The sequence below is a fragment of the Kitasatospora sp. NPDC004240 genome, from assembly GCF_053603215.1.
The window spans coordinates 1-20,265 of the sequence record NZ_JBSGFD010000158.1 but is presented as its reverse complement, the minus strand read 5'-3'; the positions used below and the strand labels follow the sequence as shown (position 1 = coordinate 20,265).

Genomic DNA, 20,265 nt, shown 5'->3' with positions numbered 1-20,265 from the left:
AGGCGCAGCGAACTCCGGCGCTGCGCGCCTCCGGTCCGAGGATGCGTTTCCTTCCCCGGCTGAAGCCGGGGATACCCACGCAAGATCAGGGATGGCAGCGCCGGAACCGTAGTGACCGCCGAGGAGACATCCGATCGCCGCCGACCTCGCCACCCTCATCCGGGGCGCCCTGGACATCCTCGACCGCCCCCAACTGGTGCCGCGGGAACTGGACACGTACGCGACCAGCACCGTCGACGTGACCGGACGCCCGAGCATGTGCCTCGCGGGGACGGACGACGGCCCGGTCGTGGTGTGGTCGCCGCTGGGCGAGTACGAGGAGCGGATGGCCGCCGGCCTCGCCGCACCGTACCTCGCACTGCACCTGGAGCCGGAGTCCGGGCACTTCCACATCGGCCAGCCCGCACTGGTCCGGGCCCGCGGACACCTGCGACTCATGGCCGAGCTACGCCCGGAGGCGCTGGAGTCGGCGGCGGACCTGGCCCGCGCACTCGACGCCTACCTGGAGTTCCAGCACCGGGTACACGACCTCGTCACCGCCGCCCGCGGCCACTGACCGGCCCCGTATCGCCGTCCGCGCGGGCCGGCCCGGCCTGCGGTGGCCGCGGAACGGCAACGACGGCGACCCGGGGCCGGCGCACCACCGCCGCGAAAACCCGGGTTCCCGTGCTACATCCGCCGGGCCCGCCTCCTGGTCACGGCGCTCGACCGGGGCGCACCCGACCTGGGCGAGCGGCTCGCCGAGCTCGCCGTCCTGGTCGCCGAACGTCCGGCGCTGACGGGGACCCTGGCGGCCGCCGGCCGGCTGGCCGCCGACGACGGACTCGCCCCGGGCCTGTTCGCCGTCGCGCTGACATCGGTCGGGACGCAGCTCGGGTGGCCCACCGCCTGGCGGGAGGTGCTGCACGCGTTGCGCCGCCATCCGCGGCCGGACGTCCGTGACGCCGCGCTGGCGGTGTTCCCCGATCCCGCGTGAGCGGACGCTACTTCAGGAACGTCAACACCAGGGAGTGCGACCCAGGGGCGATGAAGACGTAGGTCGGGTGGTCGACGTGGAGGTGGTGGCGCGCATCCGCCTCGGCCGCGAAGTCCTCGATGTTGGCGGCAAGGAGGTCGAGGGCCTCCCGCCCTCCCCGGATCGTCAGGAGCCCACCCGCCACGATGATCGAGGCGGTGTCACGCTCCGGCTCCTCCTGGAAGACGATCCTCGACAGCGACCTGTCGTAGGGGAACGGCTCCACGTCCTCCGAGAGCTCCACGGTCCCCTCCCGTCCACGCAACAACCGTCCGAACGTCAGGAGTTCGGGGCGCGTCCCGGAGAGTTCGAGCTCGTCGGTGGCCACCCCGTGCAGAACCTGCATCATCACATTCCCTCCGGTCCGGCGGTCGCACGGATCACGATGATCATCATTCTGCCCGCCCCTCAACCTTGGCCAGGCCTGCGAGGCCAGGGCTGACCCCCCAGGTATCGATCGCAGTCATCGCGTCGGCCTCTCGTTCATCGGCAGGACGGCCGGGCAACATCATGTTCAGCCGATCTGTCGGCTCTTCAGGTCAAGGTCAGGCAGGGCGCGGCGCGCCGACTTCCTCATGGAGGAACACCAGCACTTCGAAGCCTAGGGTCAGCTTCAGCACATGCATCGGACCTCACCAACTCGGGGGCGCTCGTGGCCACACCGATCGAAACCTATCGGGCCGTATCGCCAGGCCGACCTGCTGATGAGCCACCCTTCTCGATTGAATTGAGATTTCGTGGTGGGCTGACCGAAAACCAGAAGAGTGCGTTCAAGCACGCGGCGGACCAATGGGCCAGGGTGATCGTCGGCGCCCTTCCCGCCGTGGATGTCGACAGGGAGTCCATCGAGAATATCGTGATCCTCGTCGAGGGTGTCACCATTGACTCCGGGAGGATTCTGGGCCAGTCCGGTCCCACCCACCTGCGGGCCGAATCAGGCCCCGCCTCACTCCTCCCGGCCAAAGGCATCATGATGTTCGACCGGCACAGCCTGATGGAAATGGAAGCAGGGGGAACGCTCGTGGACGTCATCACCCACGAGATGGGCCATGTGCTCGGCATCGGCATCCTCTGGGAAGACAAGGGTCTGCTTCGAGACACAGGCACGCCCAACCCGACCTTCGTCGGGCCGAACGCCATGTCGGAGTATGCCGAACTCATCGGTGCGGCCGGACCCACACCGGTACCGGTCGAGAGCGAAGGTGGGCCCGCGACCGCGAACAACCACTGGCGGTGGACCGTCTTCCGCGACGAGCTGATGTCGGGCTTCCTCGCCAGGGGCGGCCTCGTCCTGAGCCGGGTCACAGCCGCGAGCCTCAAGGACCTTGGCTACGAGGTGGATCTGGGGGCTGCCGATCCCTATGAGCTACCTGACCTGCTGACCCTGGCGCAGGCCCGTGTCACGGTACCCGACCTTGTGCCGATCGATGCCGGCACGTTGCCGCCTGTGGTCCCGGTCGTCCTGCGCCAGCCGACCTACGCCGGGCCGCTGGCATCCGCGATGGAATCGCCCTCCCATCAGAGCTCAATCCCATCCCCCTCAGAAGAGCTACGACAGCGGATCAACGCCATCTCCTTCGAGCGAGAGGAAGACTGCTTCGAAGCCCTTGTGATAATTGACAGCGAACTCGGTGAAGTCCTCGCACAAAGCACCCATGGAATCCACGATGAAGATCTCTTGGCGGCAGTCGATGAATGGGCGAGTCTGATCTCGTACGTGACCGCATCCACGTATGCACCGCACAGTCCCATGATGTTCCCGGGATGGTCCCACAACATCACCGTGCGGTTGCAGGAGATGTGCGATAAACTGCGCCGCCTGCTCGTTCGGGCTGCAGAACAAGCCCAGGCCTTGAACTACTCAATCGGAGTAGCCTTCCCATGGGGCATCCAGATCTCATTGGGCTGGTCCACACCACCCCATCGCTGAGAGGGCTTCTGCCGGCTGCACCTGCTGCTCGCCGCCCGCCATCCGGGCCCTCACCGATGCCCTCACGTGCTCGCTCGCCCCGACTCGGGCGCGGGCCGAGAGACAGGTGAAGGCCGGCCGACCGCTACACGCACGTCCTGCTCGTGAACATCTGCCAGCTTCCAAGATCTCCGACTGTCGGCCGAACGCCGCTGTTTGACGTGAGCGAAGCCGGTACCACCGTGGCCGTTCGATTACCCCTCGACCCGTTGGCGGATGGGTGGGTAGCGTACGGAGTCATGAGAGAGCTGATCCGCCGGGCGTGGTTCCTCCCGCTGGCCGGCGCCCTGGGGGCGTCGCTGGTGCTGGTCCTCACCGTGGCCGGTGCCGTCGCCGAGTGGCGGGAGGCGAATCGCATCGACGCCTCGCCGGTGCGGGTGGAGGCGACCATCACCGACGCCAGGCCCGTGAAAGGCGGAACCTCGTACACCCTCACCTACCGGGTCGCCGACCGCGAGTACTCCACCGACGCTCTCGGCCTGAAGGGGGTCAAGGCGCCGGGCATCGGCGTGAAGGTGCCCCTGGAGGTCGCCGCCGAGCACCCGGAGTCCGCCCGGGTGGCGGGCAGCCGGCATCCGGACGATGACGAGCCGCCCACGTTGGCCCTCGCGGCCGTGGGCGCCACGGCCGCCCTGGCAATCTGCCTGTGGTTCGTCCGCACGGGGGTCAAGCGCGGCAGGGCCGCTCACCCCATCGGATGAACGCCACACCGTCGGTGCGGCAGCCGTGGTGCCGCGTTCCGCGGTCCGTGGAGTGCGATCCGTCTCTGACGGATGCGCAGGTACCGGGCGGTGGAGGGGCTGAGGTGTTCTACGGCGCCCACGGCCGCCCCGGCGGTCCGGCGTTGTGAGGTGGCGGGTGGGGCGGCCGGGAAGCGCGCGGCGCGCGCCGTCGCCGGTGGATATCCTCACTCGCCGCTCATTCGTCACCAGGGGGATCCGCCGTGAGGCTCCGCCGTGCCCGTTTCGCCTGCGCCGTCCTCGCCACGGCCGTCACCACCGGCTGCGCGTCCGCCGGCGCACCCGCCGTCTTGCGCCCCGCCGTCCCCGGCCCGTCCGCCGGTGCGGCCCGCGCGTCCACCGGGTCGCACACCGCGCAGGCGCCGCCTCCCGTGGCCACCGCCACTCCGGAAGCCTCCGTCAGCCACGACTTTGGCGCCCACGACGCCGTCGCCCACGCTGACGTCGGACCCCGTGCCGCCGCACCCGGCAGCTACGACCCGAGCCGTGACGCCGCCGCCGACATCGCGTCCGCCCTCGCCCGGTCGGCCACCGATTCCCGCCCCGTCCTGCTCGACTTCGGCGCCGACTGGTGCCCGGACTGCCGCACCATCGAGAAGCTCTACCACTCCCCCGACATCGAGGCGATCCTGCGGGCGAAGTACCGGGTGGTCTCGGTCGACGTCGGCAGGTTCGACCACAACCTCGACGTCGCCGCCCGGTACGTCGACCTCAGGCGCAGCGGCATCCCCGCCCTGGTCGTCCTCGGCCCGGACGGCGCCGTGCGCACCGCCAGCAACGACGGCCGCTTCTCCAGCGCCCGCACCCTGAACGCGGCGCAGCTGGCCAACTACCTGTCGCACTGGGCCCTCTGAGGACCGTCCCCGGTCGGGACCACTGGGATGCGGGGCCGGTTCAGCGGCCTCGGGATCGGGCCGGCCCGGGGGTCCTGCGGCGCATGTCGGTGCTGATCGATATCCTCACTCGCTGCACATCCGTCACCAGGGGGATCCGCCGTGAGGCTTCGCCGTACCCTTTTCGCCGGAGCCGTCCTCGTGACGGCCGTCACCACCGGCTGCGCGTCCGCCGGCGCACCCGCCACCGCGGGCGCCGCCACCGGCCCTTCCACCGGCACGGTCGCCACGACCTCCACGTCCACGGCGCCGTCCGCGTCCACCGCGTCCACCGCACCGAAGGCATCGTCGTCCGCGGCCGCCGGCGCGCCCGGCTCCTACGACCCGTCCCGCAACGCCGCCGCCGACATCTCGGCCGCGCTCGCCCAGTCGGCCACCGACGCGCGGCCCGTCCTGCTGGACTTCGGCGCCGACTGGTGCCCGGACTGCCGGGTGCTGGAGAAGCTCTTCCGCTCCCCCGAGGTCCAGCCCATCCTGCGGGAGAAGTACCGCGTGGTCTCCGTCGACGTCGGCGAGTTCGACCGCAACCTCGACGTCGCCGCCCACTACGTCGACCTGGAGCACAGCGGCATCCCCGCCCTGGTCGTCCTCGGCCCGGACGGCACCGTCCGCACCGCCAGCAATGACGGCCGGTTCTCCAATGCCCGTACCCTGAGCGCCGCGCAGCTGGCCACCTACCTCACCCGCTGGTCGCTGTGAGGCGCGTTCGCAGCCTCCTCACCGCCGTCGCCCTGCCGGTGGCACTGGTGGCGGCCCTGGCGGCCGGGTGCGCCGCACCCGCCGAACCGCCTCGGGCCGAACCGGCTCAGGCCGGCCCGTCGGAGCCGGCCGGGCGTTTCGAGCGGCACGGCGTCGCGGTGAGCGTGACGCTGGAGCCGGGGGCCGACGGCGCCGGTGTGCTGCGGGCCACCTTCACCCCCACCGAGCCCGGCTTCCACCTCTACAGCACCGCGCTGGCCCCCGAGGGCATCTCGGGTCTGGGCCGGCCGACCGCGCTGGGTGCCCGCGGTGCCCTGACCGCCGACGGGCCGGCCGTCGCCGACAAGCCCCTGTCCCTCATCCGCCCCGAAGGCCTCGACGTCGACCTGCCCGTCTACCCCGACGGCCCGGTCACCCTCACCCTGCCCGTACGGACCGGCGGCCAGGGCCCCGCCGAGGCCGTCGTCGGCTACGCCGCCTGCAGCCTCCAGCGCTGCCTCTTCCCCGTCACGGGCCAGGCCATCACGCTGACCACGGCCGGACAGCGGCGGTAGCCCGGGGGTGCTGCGTCCGTACCGGATCCCGGCCGTGGTCAGCCCGGCAGCACCCAGGAGGGCACCCACGTCCCGGCCGCGCCGTGGCCGCCCCCGGTGGCGGCGAGGTGGGCGCGCAGGGTGGCCAGCGCCGGGTGGGGGTTGTCGCGGTGCCAGAGCAGCGAGTGCGGGTAGACGGGCGTCGGATCGGTCACCGGGATGCGGCGCAGGCCGTGCCCGGCGGGCCACACCAGGCGGGTGTGCTCGCCCATGAAGGTGGCGAGCGCCGGGGTGTCGGCGACGGTGTCCAGGAGTGCGTCCGAGCCGAAGTTGGGGCCGGTCGCCTCGATGGTGAGGCCGAACTCGGCGCCCAGCGCGTCGTAGTAGGCGGCCCACTCCGTCCCGGGGACGATGCCGGGCATCCAGATCCGGTGCCCGGCCAGCTCGGCGACGCTCACCGACCGCGCGCCCGCGAGCGCGTGCCCGGGGCCGGTGAGCAGGTGCAGTGGCTCGTCCAGCACCCGTACCGACGCGATGTCTGCGGGCAGGGGCCGGCCCGGCACCGCGACCGCGCGGAACGAGGCGTCGATCGCCCCCGAACGCAGGGCGGCGACGGCCGTCTCCACGTCGAACAGTGTCACCACGTCGAGCTCGACCCCGGGGTGCGCACGGTGGAAGTCGCGCATCAGGCCCGACGGCGCCACACGCGAGGCGATCACGTCCACCCGCAGCGGCCGGCTGCCGGCCCGCACCGAGGTGAGCGCCCGCTCGGCGACCCGCAGCAACTCGCGGGCGTGCGGCAGGAACGCCTGCCCGTCGATGCTCAGCCCGGCGCCGCGCGGCGTGCGGGTGAACAACCGCACCCCGAGGGCGCGTTCCAGTGCGGCGACGCGTTTGGAGACCGCCTGCTGGGTGATCCCCAGCTCGGCTGCGGCCTCCTGGAAGCGCCCCGCGTCCGCCGCGGCCACGAACGTCCGTACCCCGTCGAGATCCATGCCGGTCACCCTACGGCCACAACCATCGGTTGTGGCGCAGCGGCCTCATAGTTGTTTGATCCCCTGGTACGGCGCCCGCTTTGATGCTCCTGGCACGCGGATCGGTTGTGCCGGGGTGGACGAGGCGAAGGACGGTCGGACATGGCGGGCGGGCACCGGCTGGGACGGGACTTCGGCTGGCTCCGGGCCGCGTACGGGACCAGCGCGCTCGGCACCTGGCTGGCCTTCGGCGCCCTCCCCCTGATCGCGATCCAGGTCCTGCACGCCGGCCCCGCCGAGGTCGCGCTGCTGTCCTCCGTGAGCGCGGCGGTCGGCGCGGCCGCGGCGGTGCCGCTCGGCCCGTGGGTGGAGTTCCGCCGCAAGCGTCCCGTGCTCATCACGGCCGACCTCGCCCGCTGCGCGGCGCTGCTCACCATCCCCGCCGCGTACGCGCTGGGCGTGCTCTCCCTCGCCCAGCTCCTCGCGGTCGCCACCGTCGTGGCCACCGCGGACATCACCTACCGCGCCGCGTCCGGCCCCTACCTCAAGACCCTGCTCGCGCCCGGGGACCTCCTCACCGCCACCGCCCGGCTGGAGTCGACGGCCTGGACCATCACGGCCGTCGGACCGCCCCTGGGCGGCGCGGCGATCGCACTCCTGGGCCCGGTGGCGACCGTGACCGCCGACGCCGTCAGCCACCTGCTCTCCGCCTTCGGCATCCGGGCCGTCCGAAGCCCCGAACCCCGCCCGTCCGAGCGCACCAAGGCCGCGCGAATGCGTGCCGGGGACCTCCTCGACGGCTGGCGCCACATCCTCAGCCGGCCGACACTGCGGCCCCTGTTCCTCAACACCGTGCTGTTCAACGCCCTGGTGATGGCCACCGAACCGCTGCTCGCCGTCCTCATGCTCGGCCAACTCGGCTTCGCGCCCTGGCAGTACGCCATCGCCCTCACCACACCCGCGATCGCCGGACCGATCGGCGCACGACTGGCCCCGCCCCTGGCCGCCCGCTACGGCCGGCACCGGGTCCTCCTCGCCGCCGGGGCCCTGCGCGCCCCGTGGCCCATCGCCCTCGCGCTGCCCGGGCCCGGCACCCCGGGGCTGGCCCTCGTGATGGCCGCCGAACTCGGCCTCATCCTCAGCTGCGCCCTCTTCAACCCCCTCCAGGCCACCTACCGGCTCCAGCACACCCCGACCGACCGCCTCGCCCGCACCTTGACCGCCTGGACCGTCACCACCAAGGCCGCCACCGCCCTGCTGACCGCCGTCTGGGGCGCCCTCGCCGTCCTGACCGGGCCCCGCACCGCCATCGCCCTCGCCGGCCTGCTCGTGCTGGCCACACCGTTCCTGCTCCCCCGCCCCGATCCCGAACCCGAACCGAGCCAGAGCCCGCCGCCGTCCGCCAGGGTTGCGACCCGGCGGACGGCGACCAGCCCTGAGCACGAGGGCGAGACGATCAGCCCTGAGCACGGAGGCGAGAGGTGAGCGTGCGGCTCGTCCGCGTGCGGCCACCCGACCGGCGGACCGGTACCGCCCCGGCACGAGCGTGCCGGGGCGGTACCCCTACTGCCCGGTCAGTTGGACGGACTTCTCGGCGCCCTCGATGCTGAGCCGCACCTCACGGTGGAAGGGGTGCCGGTACTGCGCGGAGGAGAGCCCCCAGGCGATCTCGTACGCGCCGACGGCCTCGCCCTTCAGGACGAAGACCATCAGCTCCGACGACGACCGGGTGACGTTCTGCTCCTGCCACTCGACCGGGTCACCCACCACCTCGGTGATCGTCTTGTCGCTGGTGTCCGTCGGGAAGACGTAGACGGTGTCCCAGTCGATCCCCTGCGGCGCCTTGAGCACCGCCTCCGCAGTGCCCTGGCGCAGCGCGGCGTACTGCGCGTCCAGCTCGGCGCTGATGACGGCCTTCACCGGCTCCTCGCCGCCCGCGCAGCCGGCCGCCAGCCCCATCGTCCCCGCCGTCAGCGCGGTGGCGGCCAGCAGCCCGGCAAGGCTTCGGGCCCGGCGCATCAGTACTCCGCGTCCGGGATGGCGCCCGGGTCCTTGCCGCCTTGCCCGGGCCTCTCGTTGGACAGGCCGGTCTTGCCGTCCCGCACCTGGTCGCTGTAGTCGAGCGCACCGCCGTCGGGCTTGACCACCACCGTGTCCCCACGCTTGACGGCGTCCTCGATCAACCGGGCGAGCTCCTCGTCGGAGGCCTTCGGGTTGGCGACGGCGATCTTCCGGCCGACCTCGTTGTTGTAGAGGTCCATGGCCTCCCGGTCAGCGGGGTTGCCGGGCAGCTGCTCGTGGGCGCTGGCGTACCGCGCGGTCCACTTCTCGCCGTAGCGGCGGGTCATCAGCGCGTTCCAGTAGGCGTGGCGGAAGGCGTCCCGATGGCTGTCGTTGGCGCCGTTGACGTTCGAGAACTTCCCGTCGGAGACGTCCCACGCCTTGTCCCGGATGTCCTTGAAGTCGCTCTGCTCGAAGGCCGACAGGTTGTCGAGCATGGTCGCCTCGGTCTTGGTGATCCTGCTCCGGTCCACGCCGAACATCCACGCCGTCACCGCGTCCGGGTAGAGCGTGGTGCCGTCCGGGTCGTCCTTCACCTGGTACTCGGCGAGGATCTTGTTCGGGTCGGTCCGCCGCCCCTCGGTGGCACTGCCGTTGAACGTGTCCGCGTTGATGCCCATGTCCTGCTGGAGGTCGCGCGCGACGTCCAGGTCGGCCTGGGTGGCCTTCTGCAGCGCGTCGTTGATCTGCCGGTGCACCCCGGCCGCCTGCTGGGCGAGCGGGCCGGACCTGGTGTCCGGGTCGTTGCGCATCTGCGGCGGCCAGCTCACCCCGCCGTCCGGCGAGACCTTCACCCCGAGGCGGTCGGCCGCGTCGAGGCCCATGGCCAACTCCCGCTGCGCGATGCCGAACTCGCCCACCGCGGTGGCCAGCGCCCGGGCGATGGCCAGCGCCTCCTTGTGGGCGGCGTCCAACTGCTGCTGGTCCCCGGCCATCGCCGGGCGCGCGCTGTCGGCGGCCGGGCCCGACCAGCCGCTGCGCGTGGTGGCCTCCGCGACCTCGGCGCGGTAGCGGGCGGCGTACTCCCCGATCCGACGGGCCCCTGTGGCCCACTCCTCCGCCGCCGACTTGAGGTTGGCGAGCTTGGCATCACGTACCTGATCGACTGTCAGCATCGCGCTCAGCCCCCGAATGCCGCGTGGTTGGCCTGCTCGGTCGTACGGTACTGCTGCGCGTTGTGTTCGAGATTGCCGCCGGTCCGGCCGAGCCGCTCGCCCAGCGCGTCGGACAGGGTCTCCCAGCGCGACGCCAACTGGGTCAGCTTCGCCGCCGTCTGCCAGCCCGCCAGCCCCGAGGCCGCCGAGGTCGAGGCGCCCTTCAGCGTCCCCGCGGTCTTCAGCACGTCCTGCTTCAGGTCCAAGGACGTCTTCCCCGCTCCGGCGAGGGTGTCCGGGTTCACCCGGACGGTGCCGTCTGCCATCATCTCTCCCCGTGATCGACAACGTCGTGAGCGTACTGTCATGCTCCGACAACAAGATCGACGCGACAGCCGCACGGGAGGTTCCGCCGATCAGCGGCGGGTATCCCGTACCCCGCGTGCCCGGCCCGGAAAACAGGGCCGGGGAAGGCGCGGACTCCGTGATCACACCGGCCGCGCCGGGTGGTTCCCCCGAGACTGGAGGAGCCCCTACTCCACCCGGTTCCAGTCACCCTGGTAGCGCCACAGCGGCTCGTCAGAGCCGGCCGGCGCCACCTCGTCGGCGTACTCGTAGGTCCCCTCGACGACGGCGAGGAGGAAGGCCGCGAAACCTCCGTCGAACCGGTCCCATTCCTCCAGGCTCCGGAAGAACGCGACCACGGGCCAGGCGTCCGGATCGTCGCCCTCGGTCAGCCAGAAGAACTGGTCCGCGTTGAGGTTCGAACCCCAGGACAGGAGCCCGCCGGCCTCGGGATGGACAAGGTAGGGGCAGTCCGAATCGGCCGCGAGTTCAGCGGCGATCCCGTCCGTCGTCCTGCGTACGAATCCGGGGAACCCGACGATCTGCCCACCGTCGTAGGAGCGCAGGCTCGGCACCGGCACGGACAACTCACCGTTGATCCGCACGCACCCGTACCGGTCCACGAACTGCCGGTAGTCCGCCGGGAAGGCGAAACCGACCTCCGCGGGCGAACGCTCCCAGGGTGTGGCCGCCGGCCGCTGTGAGGGCTCGCCGAGGATCCGGGCCAACCGCTCGAGTTCGATGCTCATCTTTCCGTCCGATCCAACATTGGGAGATCCTCCGAGGGAACAGCCCACTCCGCTGCCGGCTGCTGCCGCCGTTCACCGTGCCGGCCCAACCGGCCTGCGGGGTCTACTACTTCGGCTCCGCCGACACGGACTTGAGGGACAGCGCCACCCGTTCCCTCACCATGTCGACGTCGAGGATCTCCGCCGTGACCCATTGGCCGACCGTGACGGCCTCGCCCGGGTGGCCGACGGGGTGGCCGGGCGGTCCGGGGATGTCGATCGCAGTGGTGAAGCCGCCGATGTCGACGAACGTGACGCCGGAGTCCGCGATCGCGGTGACCACACCACTCACGTGCTGGCCGCGGCACAAGGTCGCCAGGAAGGCCCAGTCCCGGTCACCCGGGGCGGGATCGGTGCCCCACCGGGCGCGCAGGACGCCGTCCTCGTCCGGGAGTACGGCCGTGCAGAGGGGCTTCCGCTCGTCGACGGCCATCGGCAGGAGGGCGGCTGCCCGGGCGTCGGACAATGCGGCGGCCAGGGCCGGGAGCTCGTCCTCGTCGGCGACCACGCTGGTGATCCGCCCGTCCCGGTCCTCGCGGACGAGTTCCGTCAGGCCGTCGGCGGGCAGGGCTGCGAGGACCGCCGCGACGTCGGTGAGGAAGTCCGGCCAGACTGCGAGGCAGGCACGCGGGGCGAGCCGGGCACGTACCTCGTCGATCGTGGCGTCGTCGGTGAGCCGGTGCCAGCGGGAGGCGTTACCGACGTGCATCTCCTCCAGCAGCGCCGCCTCACCCCCGCCCACGCACCAGCGCACCCGTGCCCAGAAGACGTCGTCGGCCGGGCGCTGTCCGCCCCGATCGTCGGAGTCCGCGTCGTACGGGGAGGCGTCCAGCGGCTCGGGGAAGAGCCCGAGTTCGCGGGTGCGCGCCACCGCCGCTTCGCAGGGCCTGTCGGCGCTCACGAAGAGGTACTGGTCCCAGCCGACGTGCACGGCGAGGGTGCCCTCCGCCTCCAGACGGCACCAGGCGCCGCTGTCGCGGAGCATGGCCCGCACCAGTTCCAGGGCCAGCGGGAGCGGCACCCGCGCCCCGTCGTGGTAGCCGGCCAGGTCCGGCGGGAAGAGCCCGGCCAGACCGTCGCCGTCCAGGGCCGGTTCCAGACCGAAGTGCGTGAAGCCGAGCGCTACCTCGGGCTCGCGGATCGCGAGGTGCGCCACGCCGCAGTCCTCGGCGAAGGCGGCGACGGCCCGCAGGTAGGCGGCCTCCACCGGCCCGTGATCGCTGACCGCCTCCAGCGTGCCCGTGTAGACGTCTCGCTCGTCGCGGTCCGCGGGATCGTACTTGGTGACCCGGTACACGTACGGCAGCACGTCAGCGCTCCCCATCGGTCGGCCGCGGCGCCCCGGACCGACGCCCGCACCCGAAGGGGCCCGAGCGTACGGCGGAGCATGGAACGGGCGGCCTGTGTCGACGGAGGATGTTCACCGGGTCATCCTGCCGCACCCCGCGCGGCGGGCGTCCCCCGGGTGTCCGGCGCCGACAGGGATACTCGCTTCAGCCGGGGGATGAAGCCGCCGTGGTACGGCGAACCGGGAGCGGATCGGGTCATCAGCGCCCGTCAAGCAGGGGGCTGTTGTCGAGGGGGAGCCAGACCAGGTCCGGCCGGGGCCACTCCGGCAGCCGGGCCAGGAAACAGTCGTCGCCGTCCCCGGTGGAGCAGGCCCGCTCGGCGGCCCGCAGCAGGTCGCCGACGCTGTCCCGGACATCCAGGGCACCGTGGCCCCGGGCTGCGGGCGTCGTCGTGGCGGGAGATCACGGTCGCGAAACGTTCGTTGACGCAGCGGAGCCGCGACCGTCATCGTTCGGAGCTGTTCCACCACCTGATCAGCAGAACGGCCCCATCGAATGACCCCGATGCCCATCACCCGGCGCGCAGCCGCCACGGCCACCCTCGTCGTGTGCCTCGCCATCACCGCCACCGCGTGTGGCGGTGACGACGGGGCAGCCGCGAAACCGACCGGCGCCGCGGCCCCGACGACCACGCCGAGCCCCACCGAGCGGCTGGAGTCCATGACGGGGGTGATCGTCCTGGAGACGGCGCGGGCCGAGTTCCGGAAGGTCGCCTCGGTGACGATGACGGGCTTCGCCGTGAAGGACGGGCTGAGGGCCACCTTCACCGTGTCGGCCGACCGCAGCGGCAACTGCGCCGCTACCACGATCCAGGAGGGACAGGGTCCGAGCCAGGCCGTCGGCGTTCAGGGGGAGACCTTCATCAGGTTGGACCCGCAGTCGTTCGCCGACAGCTGGGGCGCCGCCACCGCGGAGAAGTTCAGGGGGCGTTGGTTCCGTATGCCCCGGGGTCAGGCGCTGGACGACGTCGCCGGGTTCTGCGACCTCGCGAGGGTCCCCATCGTCGGCGCCGCGGAGGCCGACGAGCAGGCGATCTCCGACGGGGTGCGATCGGTACGCGGGAGGAGGTCCGTAGGCGTCTCCTTCACCAGTCCGGAGACCCCGCCGTTCCTGGGCTACATCGCCGCGGAGGGACCACCCCGTCCGGTGCGTGTGAAGTCCCAGGCCGAGGACTTCCAGGTGGACTTCACCGACTACGACAAGCCCGTCACGGTGACCGCCCCACCCGCGGACCAGATCGTCGACGTGGCGGCCCTGTTGGAGCACGCTCCGTAGACGCACCGGGGCCACGGCCGGCCGGACAGGGTCTAACGGTTGACGGTGATGCGGGGTTGGCCGGGTCGGCCGTCCGGGGCGAGGGTGTAGACCCTGGTCTGCTTGTACGTGGTCAGGGTGATCTGGTCCGCCGCGCTCCATTCGGCCCCGCGGAGGCCGTCGCCCTCGTCCCAGGTGCCCAGGTCCCAGTGGCGGGCGGCCCAGCCGCTGCCGGTCCGCAGCTCCACGTGGTGGACCGGGTCGATCGAGTACGCGATGTCGGTGACGGTCAGCACGCGGTCGGGGTGGTTCGGGGCGGGCTTGCGGTCGGCCGACCGCGTACCGCCCAGCACGAACGACGAGACCGCCCCCACCGCACCGACGGCGACGACCACCGCCAGCACGGCCGCCGACGCCATCCGCCACAACCGGGTGCGGGACCCGGGCCCGAGCACGGCCGACACCACCAGCAGCACGACCGCCGTTCCGAGCAGGGGCACGGGGTGGTTCAGCCAGCGTTCGACCTCCACCAGCCCGCCGGACTGCGAGGCCTGGTAGCCCGACAGGTAGGCGAGGATCGCCGCCACCGCCCCGCCCGTGAGACCCCACGCGATGCGCTTGCTCCGCTTCGCCGTCATCCGTCCCCCCTGGTGATCATCCTTTACGCGACTGTACTACGGGCGTTGCGACGACCCCGCGTCGCTGTCCGGTGGGCTGCGGTGCGGTGCTGCCGTGACCACGAAGCTCCGCAGGCCGGCCGTCGGCGAGGTCAGTGGCAGGCCCGGCACACGATCGCAGGCGGCGACCGGAAGGGGACGGCCCACTCATGCCTGCGGCGGCGCCGACCCGTCTGCCAATCCCTTTGCACGACCGAGCCGGTCACCTCTAGCGTGCAAGCCCGTAGGAGTCGTGCGCCGTGGCAGCGCCACGCGAACGAGGAGCATCCGCTGTGGGAACCATGGTCTCGGTCAGGGGCTGGCTGGAGTGTGACGAAGAACAGCTCGCCCGAATCAAGGAGATTGTGGCGCCCGACGATCCGGAGCGCACCTACAGCGGGGGTTGGGCCTTCCCCACGACGCAGTACAACGGCATCGGATGGGCCTTCTACGGGGGCAACATCCGCGCGGTGTCCCTCGGCTGGTTCGAGGAGAGACTGCGTCAGATCGCCCGGATCCCCGCCTCCTACCAGGATGACGAGTACGACGACAGGCCCCGCGGGCTGTTCCTGGTCAGCCACGACGTCGACGGCATGAGCGAATGGCGGGTCCGCGACGGCGACCTGGTGATCGGCCTCCCGGATGGCGACTACCGCTACCTCGACGCCTAGCCGGCCGGCGCTGTGACCGCTCGGGCGGCCCTACGTGGGAATCGCTGCCGTCCGGCACCGCCGTGCCGGACCTGGGCTCGCCCCCCGGGTCGCAATCTTCACGACTTCGCCACAAGAGTGTCGCGGCATGTCCGCGTCGTCCACCTGCCGGGAATCATCCCTACCGGGCATCGGGGAGGTGCCCGTGGGCGTGATCGATGGGGGTTGCGATGGACGATCGGATCAGGGACGCGAAGCCGCCGGCCCGGCGCCGGCTCTCCGCGGAGGCGGTCGCCCGCGCGCTGGTGCAGGGCTTGTTCCTCCTGGCAGGGCTGGCTGCCACCGTTCTCGGCTTCGGCCTGTTCCTGGAGGCGAACGACGTGGTGAACGCCCACCGCACCGCCCCGGTGTGCGGGACGGCGGCGCACACGTCCGGCACGGACTGCGTGCTGCGCAGGACCGGCAAGGTGACGGCCAAGGACAGCACCGTCGGCGAGATCTCCAAGTACACGCTGACCGTGGCACGCGAGACGGCACCCGGGCACGACTACTCGGTCAGCTCGAACCTCTACGACGCCGTGGAAGTCGGCGTGGACGTGGAGATGACGGTCTACCGGGGGCGGGTGGCCGAGATGTCCTACAACGGGACGAGCGCCCAGTTCCCGGGCAGGCTCTGGCAGACCGCCTTCAAGGTGTCCTTCCTGGCCGGCCTGGGATCGGCACTCACCGTCTTCGGCCTGACCTGGTCACGGGAGGGCGCGGATGCGCTCCCCTTCGCCAACGGCTCCGCCCTCTTCATCGCCCCCATGACGTACTTCGGCTTCAACATGCTCGTGCCGACGCAGCTTTCACTCACCGCGATCCTGGCCGCCCCCGTCGTCGGATGGCTGATCCTGACCCTCTTCTGCACTGCGGCTGCCTGGCTCGACGACTGAGATTCCCGTCCAGGGCACGCGGCAGAGTTCGCAACCGCGCCACGAGGACGACGGGTCCACGCGCCCCCGCCCGGGCGCGGCGGGGCGACGCCCCCGCCCGGGAAGCCCGTCACGACGGTGCGGGATGGCCGTCAGTCGAGGAGCACACCGGGGTTGAGGATGTGGTGGGGGTCGAGGGCGTCCTTGGCCGCGCGCAGGGCCAGGGCGAAGGGTTCGGGACGCTGGCGGTCGTAGGCGGGGCGGTGGTCGCGGCCGACGGCGTGGTGGTGGGTGATGGTGGCGCGGTGACGGTGCAGGACGTCGGCGGCGACGGCCTTGATGTCGTCCCAGAGGCGCACCTCGTCACCGGGGCGGCCGGGTAGCGCGACGGTGAAGTAGGGGGCCGCGCCGTCGGGGTAGACGTGGGTGAGGCGGCAGTTGACGGCGGCCCGTTGCCCGGTGGCCTTCAGGGCGGCGGCGGTGACCTCGGTACGGACGGCGTCGATCAGGGCCGGGATGCGGTCCCAGGTGGCGGCGGTCTCGAAGGTGTCGACGACGGCGCCCATCCGGGCGAGGCCGTCGCGCAGGTAGGGCATGCGCAGGAACGCCGAACGCCACGCACCCACCGCCGCGTCCGCCGCTTCCGCCGCGCCACCGCGGTCGGTGGCGGGCGGGACGTGGCCTCCGGACGGGACGTGGCCGCCGTGGGCGCGCGCCAGGCCGACGGCGGCGGCGAGGCGGTCGGCGACGGGGGCGGTGGCGGATTCGAAGCCCAGGACCAGCACGGCGCTCCCGTCGTGCGAGGCGCCGGCGAACAGGGCCTCACCGGGGTCGAGGAGGCGGCAGTTGGCCGGGGCGAGGTCGGATCGGGCGATGGCGCGCACCGCGTCCAGCGCCTGCTGGAAGTCGGTGAACGCCACCGAGGCGGAGGCCTTGTGGCGGGGGCGCTCCCGCAGGCGCATCCACGCCTCGGTGATCACGCCGAGGGCGCCCTCCGATCCGAGGAACAGCCGGTCGGGCGACGGTCCGGCACCGGAGGCCGGCAGACGCCAGGAGGTGCCGGCGCCGGCGGGGGTCACCACGGTCATGGACTGCACGAAGTCGTCGATGTGGGTGGGGCCGGTGGCGTAGTGGCCGCCGGCGCGGGTGGCCAGCCAGCCGCCCAGGGTGGAGAACTCGAAGCTCTGCGGGAAGTGGCGCAGCGTCAGGCCGTGGGGCCGCAGCTGCTCCTCCAGTACGGGGCCCAGCGCGCCGGCCTGGATGCGGGCGGACCGGCTGACGTGGTCGATCTCCAGGACCCGGTTCATCGAGGTCAGGTCGAGGGACAGGACCGCGCGGTGCTCCCGGCCCCGGTACTCCACCCCGCCGACGACGGAGGAGCCGCCGCCGAAGGGGATCACGGCCACCCGGTGGGTACCGGCCCAGTCCAGCAGGTCCGCCACCTCGCGATCGGCCGTGGGGCGGGCCACCAGGTCCGGGATGCGCCGGGGAGCGCCCCGCAGGGCGCGGATGACGTCGCGGTAGGCCTTGCCCATGGCGTGCGCGGCCCGTACGGGAGGATCGGCCGTGACCAGGTGGGCGAGCGCGGGCGGGGGTGTCACGGCGGGGCGGGCGATGGCCAGGTCGGCCACGCGCGGTACGGGCAGCGGGCGGGCCAGGGTGCCGGGCAGCAGCGCCCCCAGCGCGACGCATTCGGCATCGGAGGGGTGGGCGTCGGCATGGCCCCAGCCCCACCACGAACGGACGCGGGAGGAGCGGGACAGCCCGAGGCCTGCCGGGCCGGAGGCACCGGGGCGGCGGGTGGGGCCGCGGCGGTCGACGGGCTCGGCGGGGTCGGGCTGGGCGGGGTCGGTCGCGGTGGCGGGCATGGGGGTGCTCCAGCGAGGTCGACGTCGATAGAATTTACCCTGCGGTAATTTACCGTAGGGTAAAATCTGCTGGCATGGCAACGTTTCCTTCCCGGGCCGGCACCAAGGGCGTGCCGAGGGCCGAGCGCGAACGACAGGTCCTGGCAGCGGCCACCGAGGAGTTCGGCCGCCGCGGCTACGAGGCCACCACCATGGCCGCCATCGCCACCCGTGTCGGCGTCACCAAACCCCTGCTGCACCAGTACTTCGGCGGCAAGCAGGACCTCTACCTCGCCTGTCTCGACCCGGTCGGCGAGCGACTGCTCCAGGCCATCCGCACCGCGATGGCCGAACCCGACCCCACCTGCGAACCCGGCCCGGGCGCGGGCGCCTGCGCGGGCCTCGACGCCGAGCCCGTACCGTCCGTACCGCTGCGGGTCCTGCACGCCCTGTTCGCCGCCCTCGACGACCAGCGCGAGGCCTGGTTCGTCCTCTACGACACCACCCTGCCCCCCGGCAGCGACGCCGCCCGGCGCGCCGCGCACTACCGCGACGCCATCGACGACCTCGCCGCCGTCGGCACCGCCGGCCTGCTCGAAGCCGCCGCCGCCTCCGACGACCCCCTCGACGCTGGCGCCCTCAAGTACGCCTGGCGCGGCCTCTGCACCGCCCTGGTCCGCTGGTGGATCGACCACCCCGACCAGACCCCCGACGCCATGACCCGACGCTGCCGACGCCTCTTCACCGCCGGCGCCGTCATCCTCGCCGGCCACGGCACGGGCTCATGAGAACACCGGCCCGGGGCGATGCACGGAGGTGGAGGACCGGAGCGGGCCGGGAACTCGGCCGGCGATCGCCGGGGGCGGCGGACCTCTCGCCCCGGGCGACCGCCGCGGGAGAGGTCATGTGACGGCGAGCCGCCAGAGCGAGGTGACTTCGGCGGCCCGGGCGGCGTGGAGGGGATCCGTGGTCTCCCTCGTCCGTGGGTGCCGCGGCCTGGTGTCGATCCTGTCCACCACGCGCAGGCCCGCCGCCTCGATGGCAGCCAGCAGTTCGCCGCGTGTCCTGAGCCCGAGGAGCTCGGCCAGGTCGGAGAGGATCAGCCATCCCTCACCACCCGGTTCGAGATGCGGGGAGAGTCCGGTCAGGAAGTCGCGGAGCATGCCGCCGTCCGGATCGAAGACACCCTGCTCCACCGCGGAGGTCGGCCGGGCCGGGATCCAGGGCGGGTTGCAGACGACAAGATCCGCGCGCCCCTCGGGGAAGAGGCGGTGACCGACGATGTCGACGCGCCCGGTGAGACCCAGCCGGCGGACGTTGTCACGCGCGCAGGCCAGAGCTCGCGCGTTGATGTCGGTGGCCACGATGTGGTCGATTCCCCGACGGGCCAGGACCGCCGCGAGCACTCCCGTCCCCGTTCCGAGATCGAATGCGGTGCGGCGGACCGCGCGAGGATCCGTCGGCGCGGGCAGCGGCGCCTGCGCGACGAGGTCGACGTACTCTCCCCTGACCGGTGAGAACACCCCGTAGTGAGGGTGAATGCGGGCGTCCAGGGCCGGTACCTCCACACCCCTCGCACGCCATTCATGCGCTCCGATCACGCCCAGCAGTTCGGTCAGCGAGACAGCCGTGGGCGCGGACGGCGGACCGTACGCCTCGGTGCAGGCCCGGCGGACGTCGGGGGCTCTGCGCAGACTCAGGTGATGGTCGTCCTCCAACAGGACGAGGAGTCTGCCCAGCACGCGGGCACGGTGACCACGGGCCCGGCGGTGCAGGTGGAAGAACTCTGCCGGACCGTCACCGTGCCGGGGAGGTTTCCGGTCGATGCGGCGGCTCATCGCCCGCAGCAGTTGACGTGCGTTGTGGAAGTCGCCCCGCCACAACAGGGCCGTACCTTCGCAGGCCAGGCGGTAGGCGGCGTCGGCCGTCATCCGGTCGTCCGCGCTGATGACCCTGCGGGGAGGCGGAGTCGCGTTCTCGGAATGCCAGAGCGCGCGACGGGGGATGTCGGTCTCGCTCCAGTGGATCGTGGACACCCACGTACTCCTCGTGATCGAAGGTGCTGGACACGAAGAGCACTTCGACGAGGAGCAGGAGGGAACGGCCCGTGCCACGGCACGGGCTGCGTCAGGGCGGGTAGGGCTACCGCTCCCGCGTCGAAGCGCGAGAGGAGATGTCGCCGAGAACCATGCCGAGGGTCACGATCAGCCCTTTCGGAGAGATGACACAAGAGGCTGGCACAGCCCGTTGTCCGCCGGCAAACCGGTTTCCGCGGCGGGCGGGGGGAGCGCGGCGGCCCACGGGCCCGCACCACGGGCATCGGGGCGGCCGACGCGCAGCTGAGGCCACCTCGGACCCGGACGGCGCGCCAGGCGATGCCACCGGACCGCCCCGGCAGGCCCTCCCGCCGCTACGGGGCGGGTGGGCGCTACACCTGGTGGGGCGGTCCGGTACCCGGATGGCGGTACGCCCGCCACCCGTACG

At 72.2% G+C, this 20,265-nt stretch carries 22 protein-coding genes; 12 read left to right on the top strand and 10 right to left on the bottom strand.

The genetic code is table 11. From position 1 onward, the window contains the following. Positions 1-196: 196 nt before the first annotated feature. Together ACWEQL_RS31780 and ACWEQL_RS31775 are read left to right on the top strand one after the other, a co-directional pair. Positions 197-556: a hypothetical protein gene (locus ACWEQL_RS31780; RefSeq protein ID WP_452153816.1), complete on the top strand. Its 360-nt coding sequence runs from the start codon at positions 197-199 to the stop codon at positions 554-556. 42 nt (positions 557-598) lie between these two features. Then, a complete protein-coding gene (locus tag ACWEQL_RS31775) occupies positions 599-976 on the top strand; it encodes a hypothetical protein (RefSeq protein WP_452153815.1) in 378 nt (125 codons plus the stop codon). A 7-nt stretch (positions 977-983) separates the two neighbouring features. On the opposite strand, the gene ACWEQL_RS31770 is transcribed toward ACWEQL_RS31775, so the two are convergent. Continuing rightward, positions 984-1,364 (bottom strand): Imm32 family immunity protein, encoded by a 381-nt coding sequence (locus ACWEQL_RS31770; RefSeq protein WP_452153818.1) that lies wholly within the window; start codon positions 1,362-1,364, stop codon positions 984-986. Positions 1,365-1,667: 303 nt separating this feature from the next. Here ACWEQL_RS31770 and ACWEQL_RS31765 point away from each other — a divergent pair, with 303 nt between their 5' ends. The 5 genes from ACWEQL_RS31765 to ACWEQL_RS31745 all read left to right on the top strand — a co-directional run bounded on the left by ACWEQL_RS31765 (position 1,668) and on the right by ACWEQL_RS31745 (position 5,870). Then, positions 1,668-2,945: a leishmanolysin-related zinc metalloendopeptidase gene (locus ACWEQL_RS31765; protein WP_452153814.1), complete on the top strand. Its 1,278-nt coding sequence runs from the start codon at positions 1,668-1,670 to the stop codon at positions 2,943-2,945. Positions 2,946-3,223: 278 nt separating this feature from the next. Beyond that, positions 3,224-3,685: a hypothetical protein gene (locus ACWEQL_RS31760; protein ID WP_452153813.1), complete on the top strand. Its 462-nt coding sequence runs from the start codon at positions 3,224-3,226 to the stop codon at positions 3,683-3,685. 242 nt (positions 3,686-3,927) lie between these two features. Continuing rightward, positions 3,928-4,578: a thioredoxin family protein gene (locus ACWEQL_RS31755; RefSeq protein ID WP_452153812.1), complete on the top strand. Its 651-nt coding sequence runs from the start codon at positions 3,928-3,930 to the stop codon at positions 4,576-4,578. Between the two features lie 180 nt (positions 4,579-4,758). After that, positions 4,759-5,316, top strand: coding sequence for a thioredoxin family protein (locus tag ACWEQL_RS31750; RefSeq protein WP_452153811.1), 558 nt, complete (start codon positions 4,759-4,761; stop codon positions 5,314-5,316). Continuing rightward, the gene (locus ACWEQL_RS31745; protein WP_452153810.1) at positions 5,313-5,870 is read left to right on the top strand and encodes a hypothetical protein; all 558 of its coding nucleotides are present in this window, start codon (positions 5,313-5,315) and stop codon (positions 5,868-5,870) included. The genes ACWEQL_RS31750 and ACWEQL_RS31745 overlap by 4 nt, the downstream gene beginning before the upstream one ends. Before the next feature lie 38 nt (positions 5,871-5,908). On the opposite strand, the gene ACWEQL_RS31740 is transcribed toward ACWEQL_RS31745, so the two are convergent. Next, on the bottom strand, positions 5,909-6,844 hold the full coding sequence (locus ACWEQL_RS31740; protein WP_452153809.1) for a LysR family transcriptional regulator: 936 nt from the start codon (positions 6,842-6,844) through the stop codon (positions 5,909-5,911). A 141-nt stretch (positions 6,845-6,985) separates the two neighbouring features. Here ACWEQL_RS31740 and ACWEQL_RS31735 point away from each other — a divergent pair, with 141 nt between their 5' ends. Further along, positions 6,986-8,308: an MFS transporter gene (locus ACWEQL_RS31735; protein WP_452153808.1), complete on the top strand. Its 1,323-nt coding sequence runs from the start codon at positions 6,986-6,988 to the stop codon at positions 8,306-8,308. Positions 8,309-8,386: 78 nt separating this feature from the next. On the opposite strand, the gene ACWEQL_RS31730 is transcribed toward ACWEQL_RS31735, so the two are convergent. From ACWEQL_RS31730 to ACWEQL_RS31710, 5 genes are all read right to left on the bottom strand, one after another. After that, positions 8,387-8,842, bottom strand: coding sequence for a hypothetical protein (locus tag ACWEQL_RS31730; protein WP_452153807.1), 456 nt, complete (start codon positions 8,840-8,842; stop codon positions 8,387-8,389). Continuing rightward, positions 8,842-9,999 (bottom strand): DUF6973 domain-containing protein, encoded by a 1,158-nt coding sequence (locus ACWEQL_RS31725; RefSeq protein WP_452153806.1) that lies wholly within the window; start codon positions 9,997-9,999, stop codon positions 8,842-8,844. Before ACWEQL_RS31725 ends, ACWEQL_RS31730 begins: the two co-directional genes overlap by 1 nt. Positions 10,000-10,004: 5 nt before the next feature. Further along, a complete protein-coding gene (locus ACWEQL_RS31720; RefSeq protein WP_452153805.1) occupies positions 10,005-10,307 on the bottom strand; it encodes a hypothetical protein in 303 nt (100 codons plus the stop codon). Positions 10,308-10,511: 204 nt separating this feature from the next. Then, on the bottom strand, positions 10,512-11,072 hold the full coding sequence (locus tag ACWEQL_RS31715; protein ID WP_452153804.1) for a hypothetical protein: 561 nt from the start codon (positions 11,070-11,072) through the stop codon (positions 10,512-10,514). A 106-nt stretch (positions 11,073-11,178) separates the two neighbouring features. Next, positions 11,179-12,420, bottom strand: a complete 1,242-nt coding sequence (locus tag ACWEQL_RS31710; RefSeq protein WP_452153803.1) for a S1 RNA-binding domain-containing protein — start codon at positions 12,418-12,420, stop codon at positions 11,179-11,181. Positions 12,421-12,964: 544 nt separating this feature from the next. On the opposite strand from ACWEQL_RS31710, the gene ACWEQL_RS31705 reads away from it, so the two are divergent. Beyond that, complete coding sequence (locus tag ACWEQL_RS31705; protein ID WP_452153802.1) at positions 12,965-13,735, top strand: hypothetical protein; 771 nt, start codon at positions 12,965-12,967, stop codon at positions 13,733-13,735. A 32-nt stretch (positions 13,736-13,767) separates the two neighbouring features. Here the strand turns inward: ACWEQL_RS31705 and ACWEQL_RS31700 are convergent, their stop codons facing one another. Then, positions 13,768-14,352 carry a hypothetical protein gene (locus ACWEQL_RS31700; protein WP_452153801.1) on the bottom strand — a complete coding sequence of 195 codons (585 nt, stop codon included), beginning with the start codon at positions 14,350-14,352 and terminating at the stop codon, positions 13,768-13,770. 320 nt (positions 14,353-14,672) lie between these two features. Here ACWEQL_RS31700 and ACWEQL_RS31695 point away from each other — a divergent pair, with 320 nt between their 5' ends. Together ACWEQL_RS31695 and ACWEQL_RS31690 are read left to right on the top strand one after the other, a co-directional pair. Continuing rightward, on the top strand, positions 14,673-15,041 hold the full coding sequence (locus tag ACWEQL_RS31695) for a hypothetical protein (protein WP_452153817.1): 369 nt from the start codon (positions 14,673-14,675) through the stop codon (positions 15,039-15,041). Between the two features lie 209 nt (positions 15,042-15,250). After that, a complete protein-coding gene (locus ACWEQL_RS31690; protein ID WP_452153800.1) occupies positions 15,251-15,955 on the top strand; it encodes a hypothetical protein in 705 nt (234 codons plus the stop codon). Between the two features lie 131 nt (positions 15,956-16,086). Here ACWEQL_RS31690 and ACWEQL_RS31685 read toward each other — a convergent pair whose 3' ends face one another. Continuing rightward, the gene (locus ACWEQL_RS31685; protein WP_452153799.1) at positions 16,087-17,802 is read right to left on the bottom strand and encodes an FAD-binding oxidoreductase; all 1,716 of its coding nucleotides are present in this window, start codon (positions 17,800-17,802) and stop codon (positions 16,087-16,089) included. Positions 17,803-17,876: 74 nt separating this feature from the next. Here ACWEQL_RS31685 and ACWEQL_RS31680 point away from each other — a divergent pair, with 74 nt between their 5' ends. Further along, positions 17,877-18,569: a TetR/AcrR family transcriptional regulator gene (locus tag ACWEQL_RS31680; RefSeq protein ID WP_452153798.1), complete on the top strand. Its 693-nt coding sequence runs from the start codon at positions 17,877-17,879 to the stop codon at positions 18,567-18,569. A gap of 114 nt (positions 18,570-18,683) precedes the next feature. On the opposite strand, the gene ACWEQL_RS31675 is transcribed toward ACWEQL_RS31680, so the two are convergent. Next, a complete protein-coding gene (locus tag ACWEQL_RS31675; protein WP_452153797.1) occupies positions 18,684-19,817 on the bottom strand; it encodes a methyltransferase in 1,134 nt (377 codons plus the stop codon). Positions 19,818-20,265 lie beyond the last annotated feature (448 nt).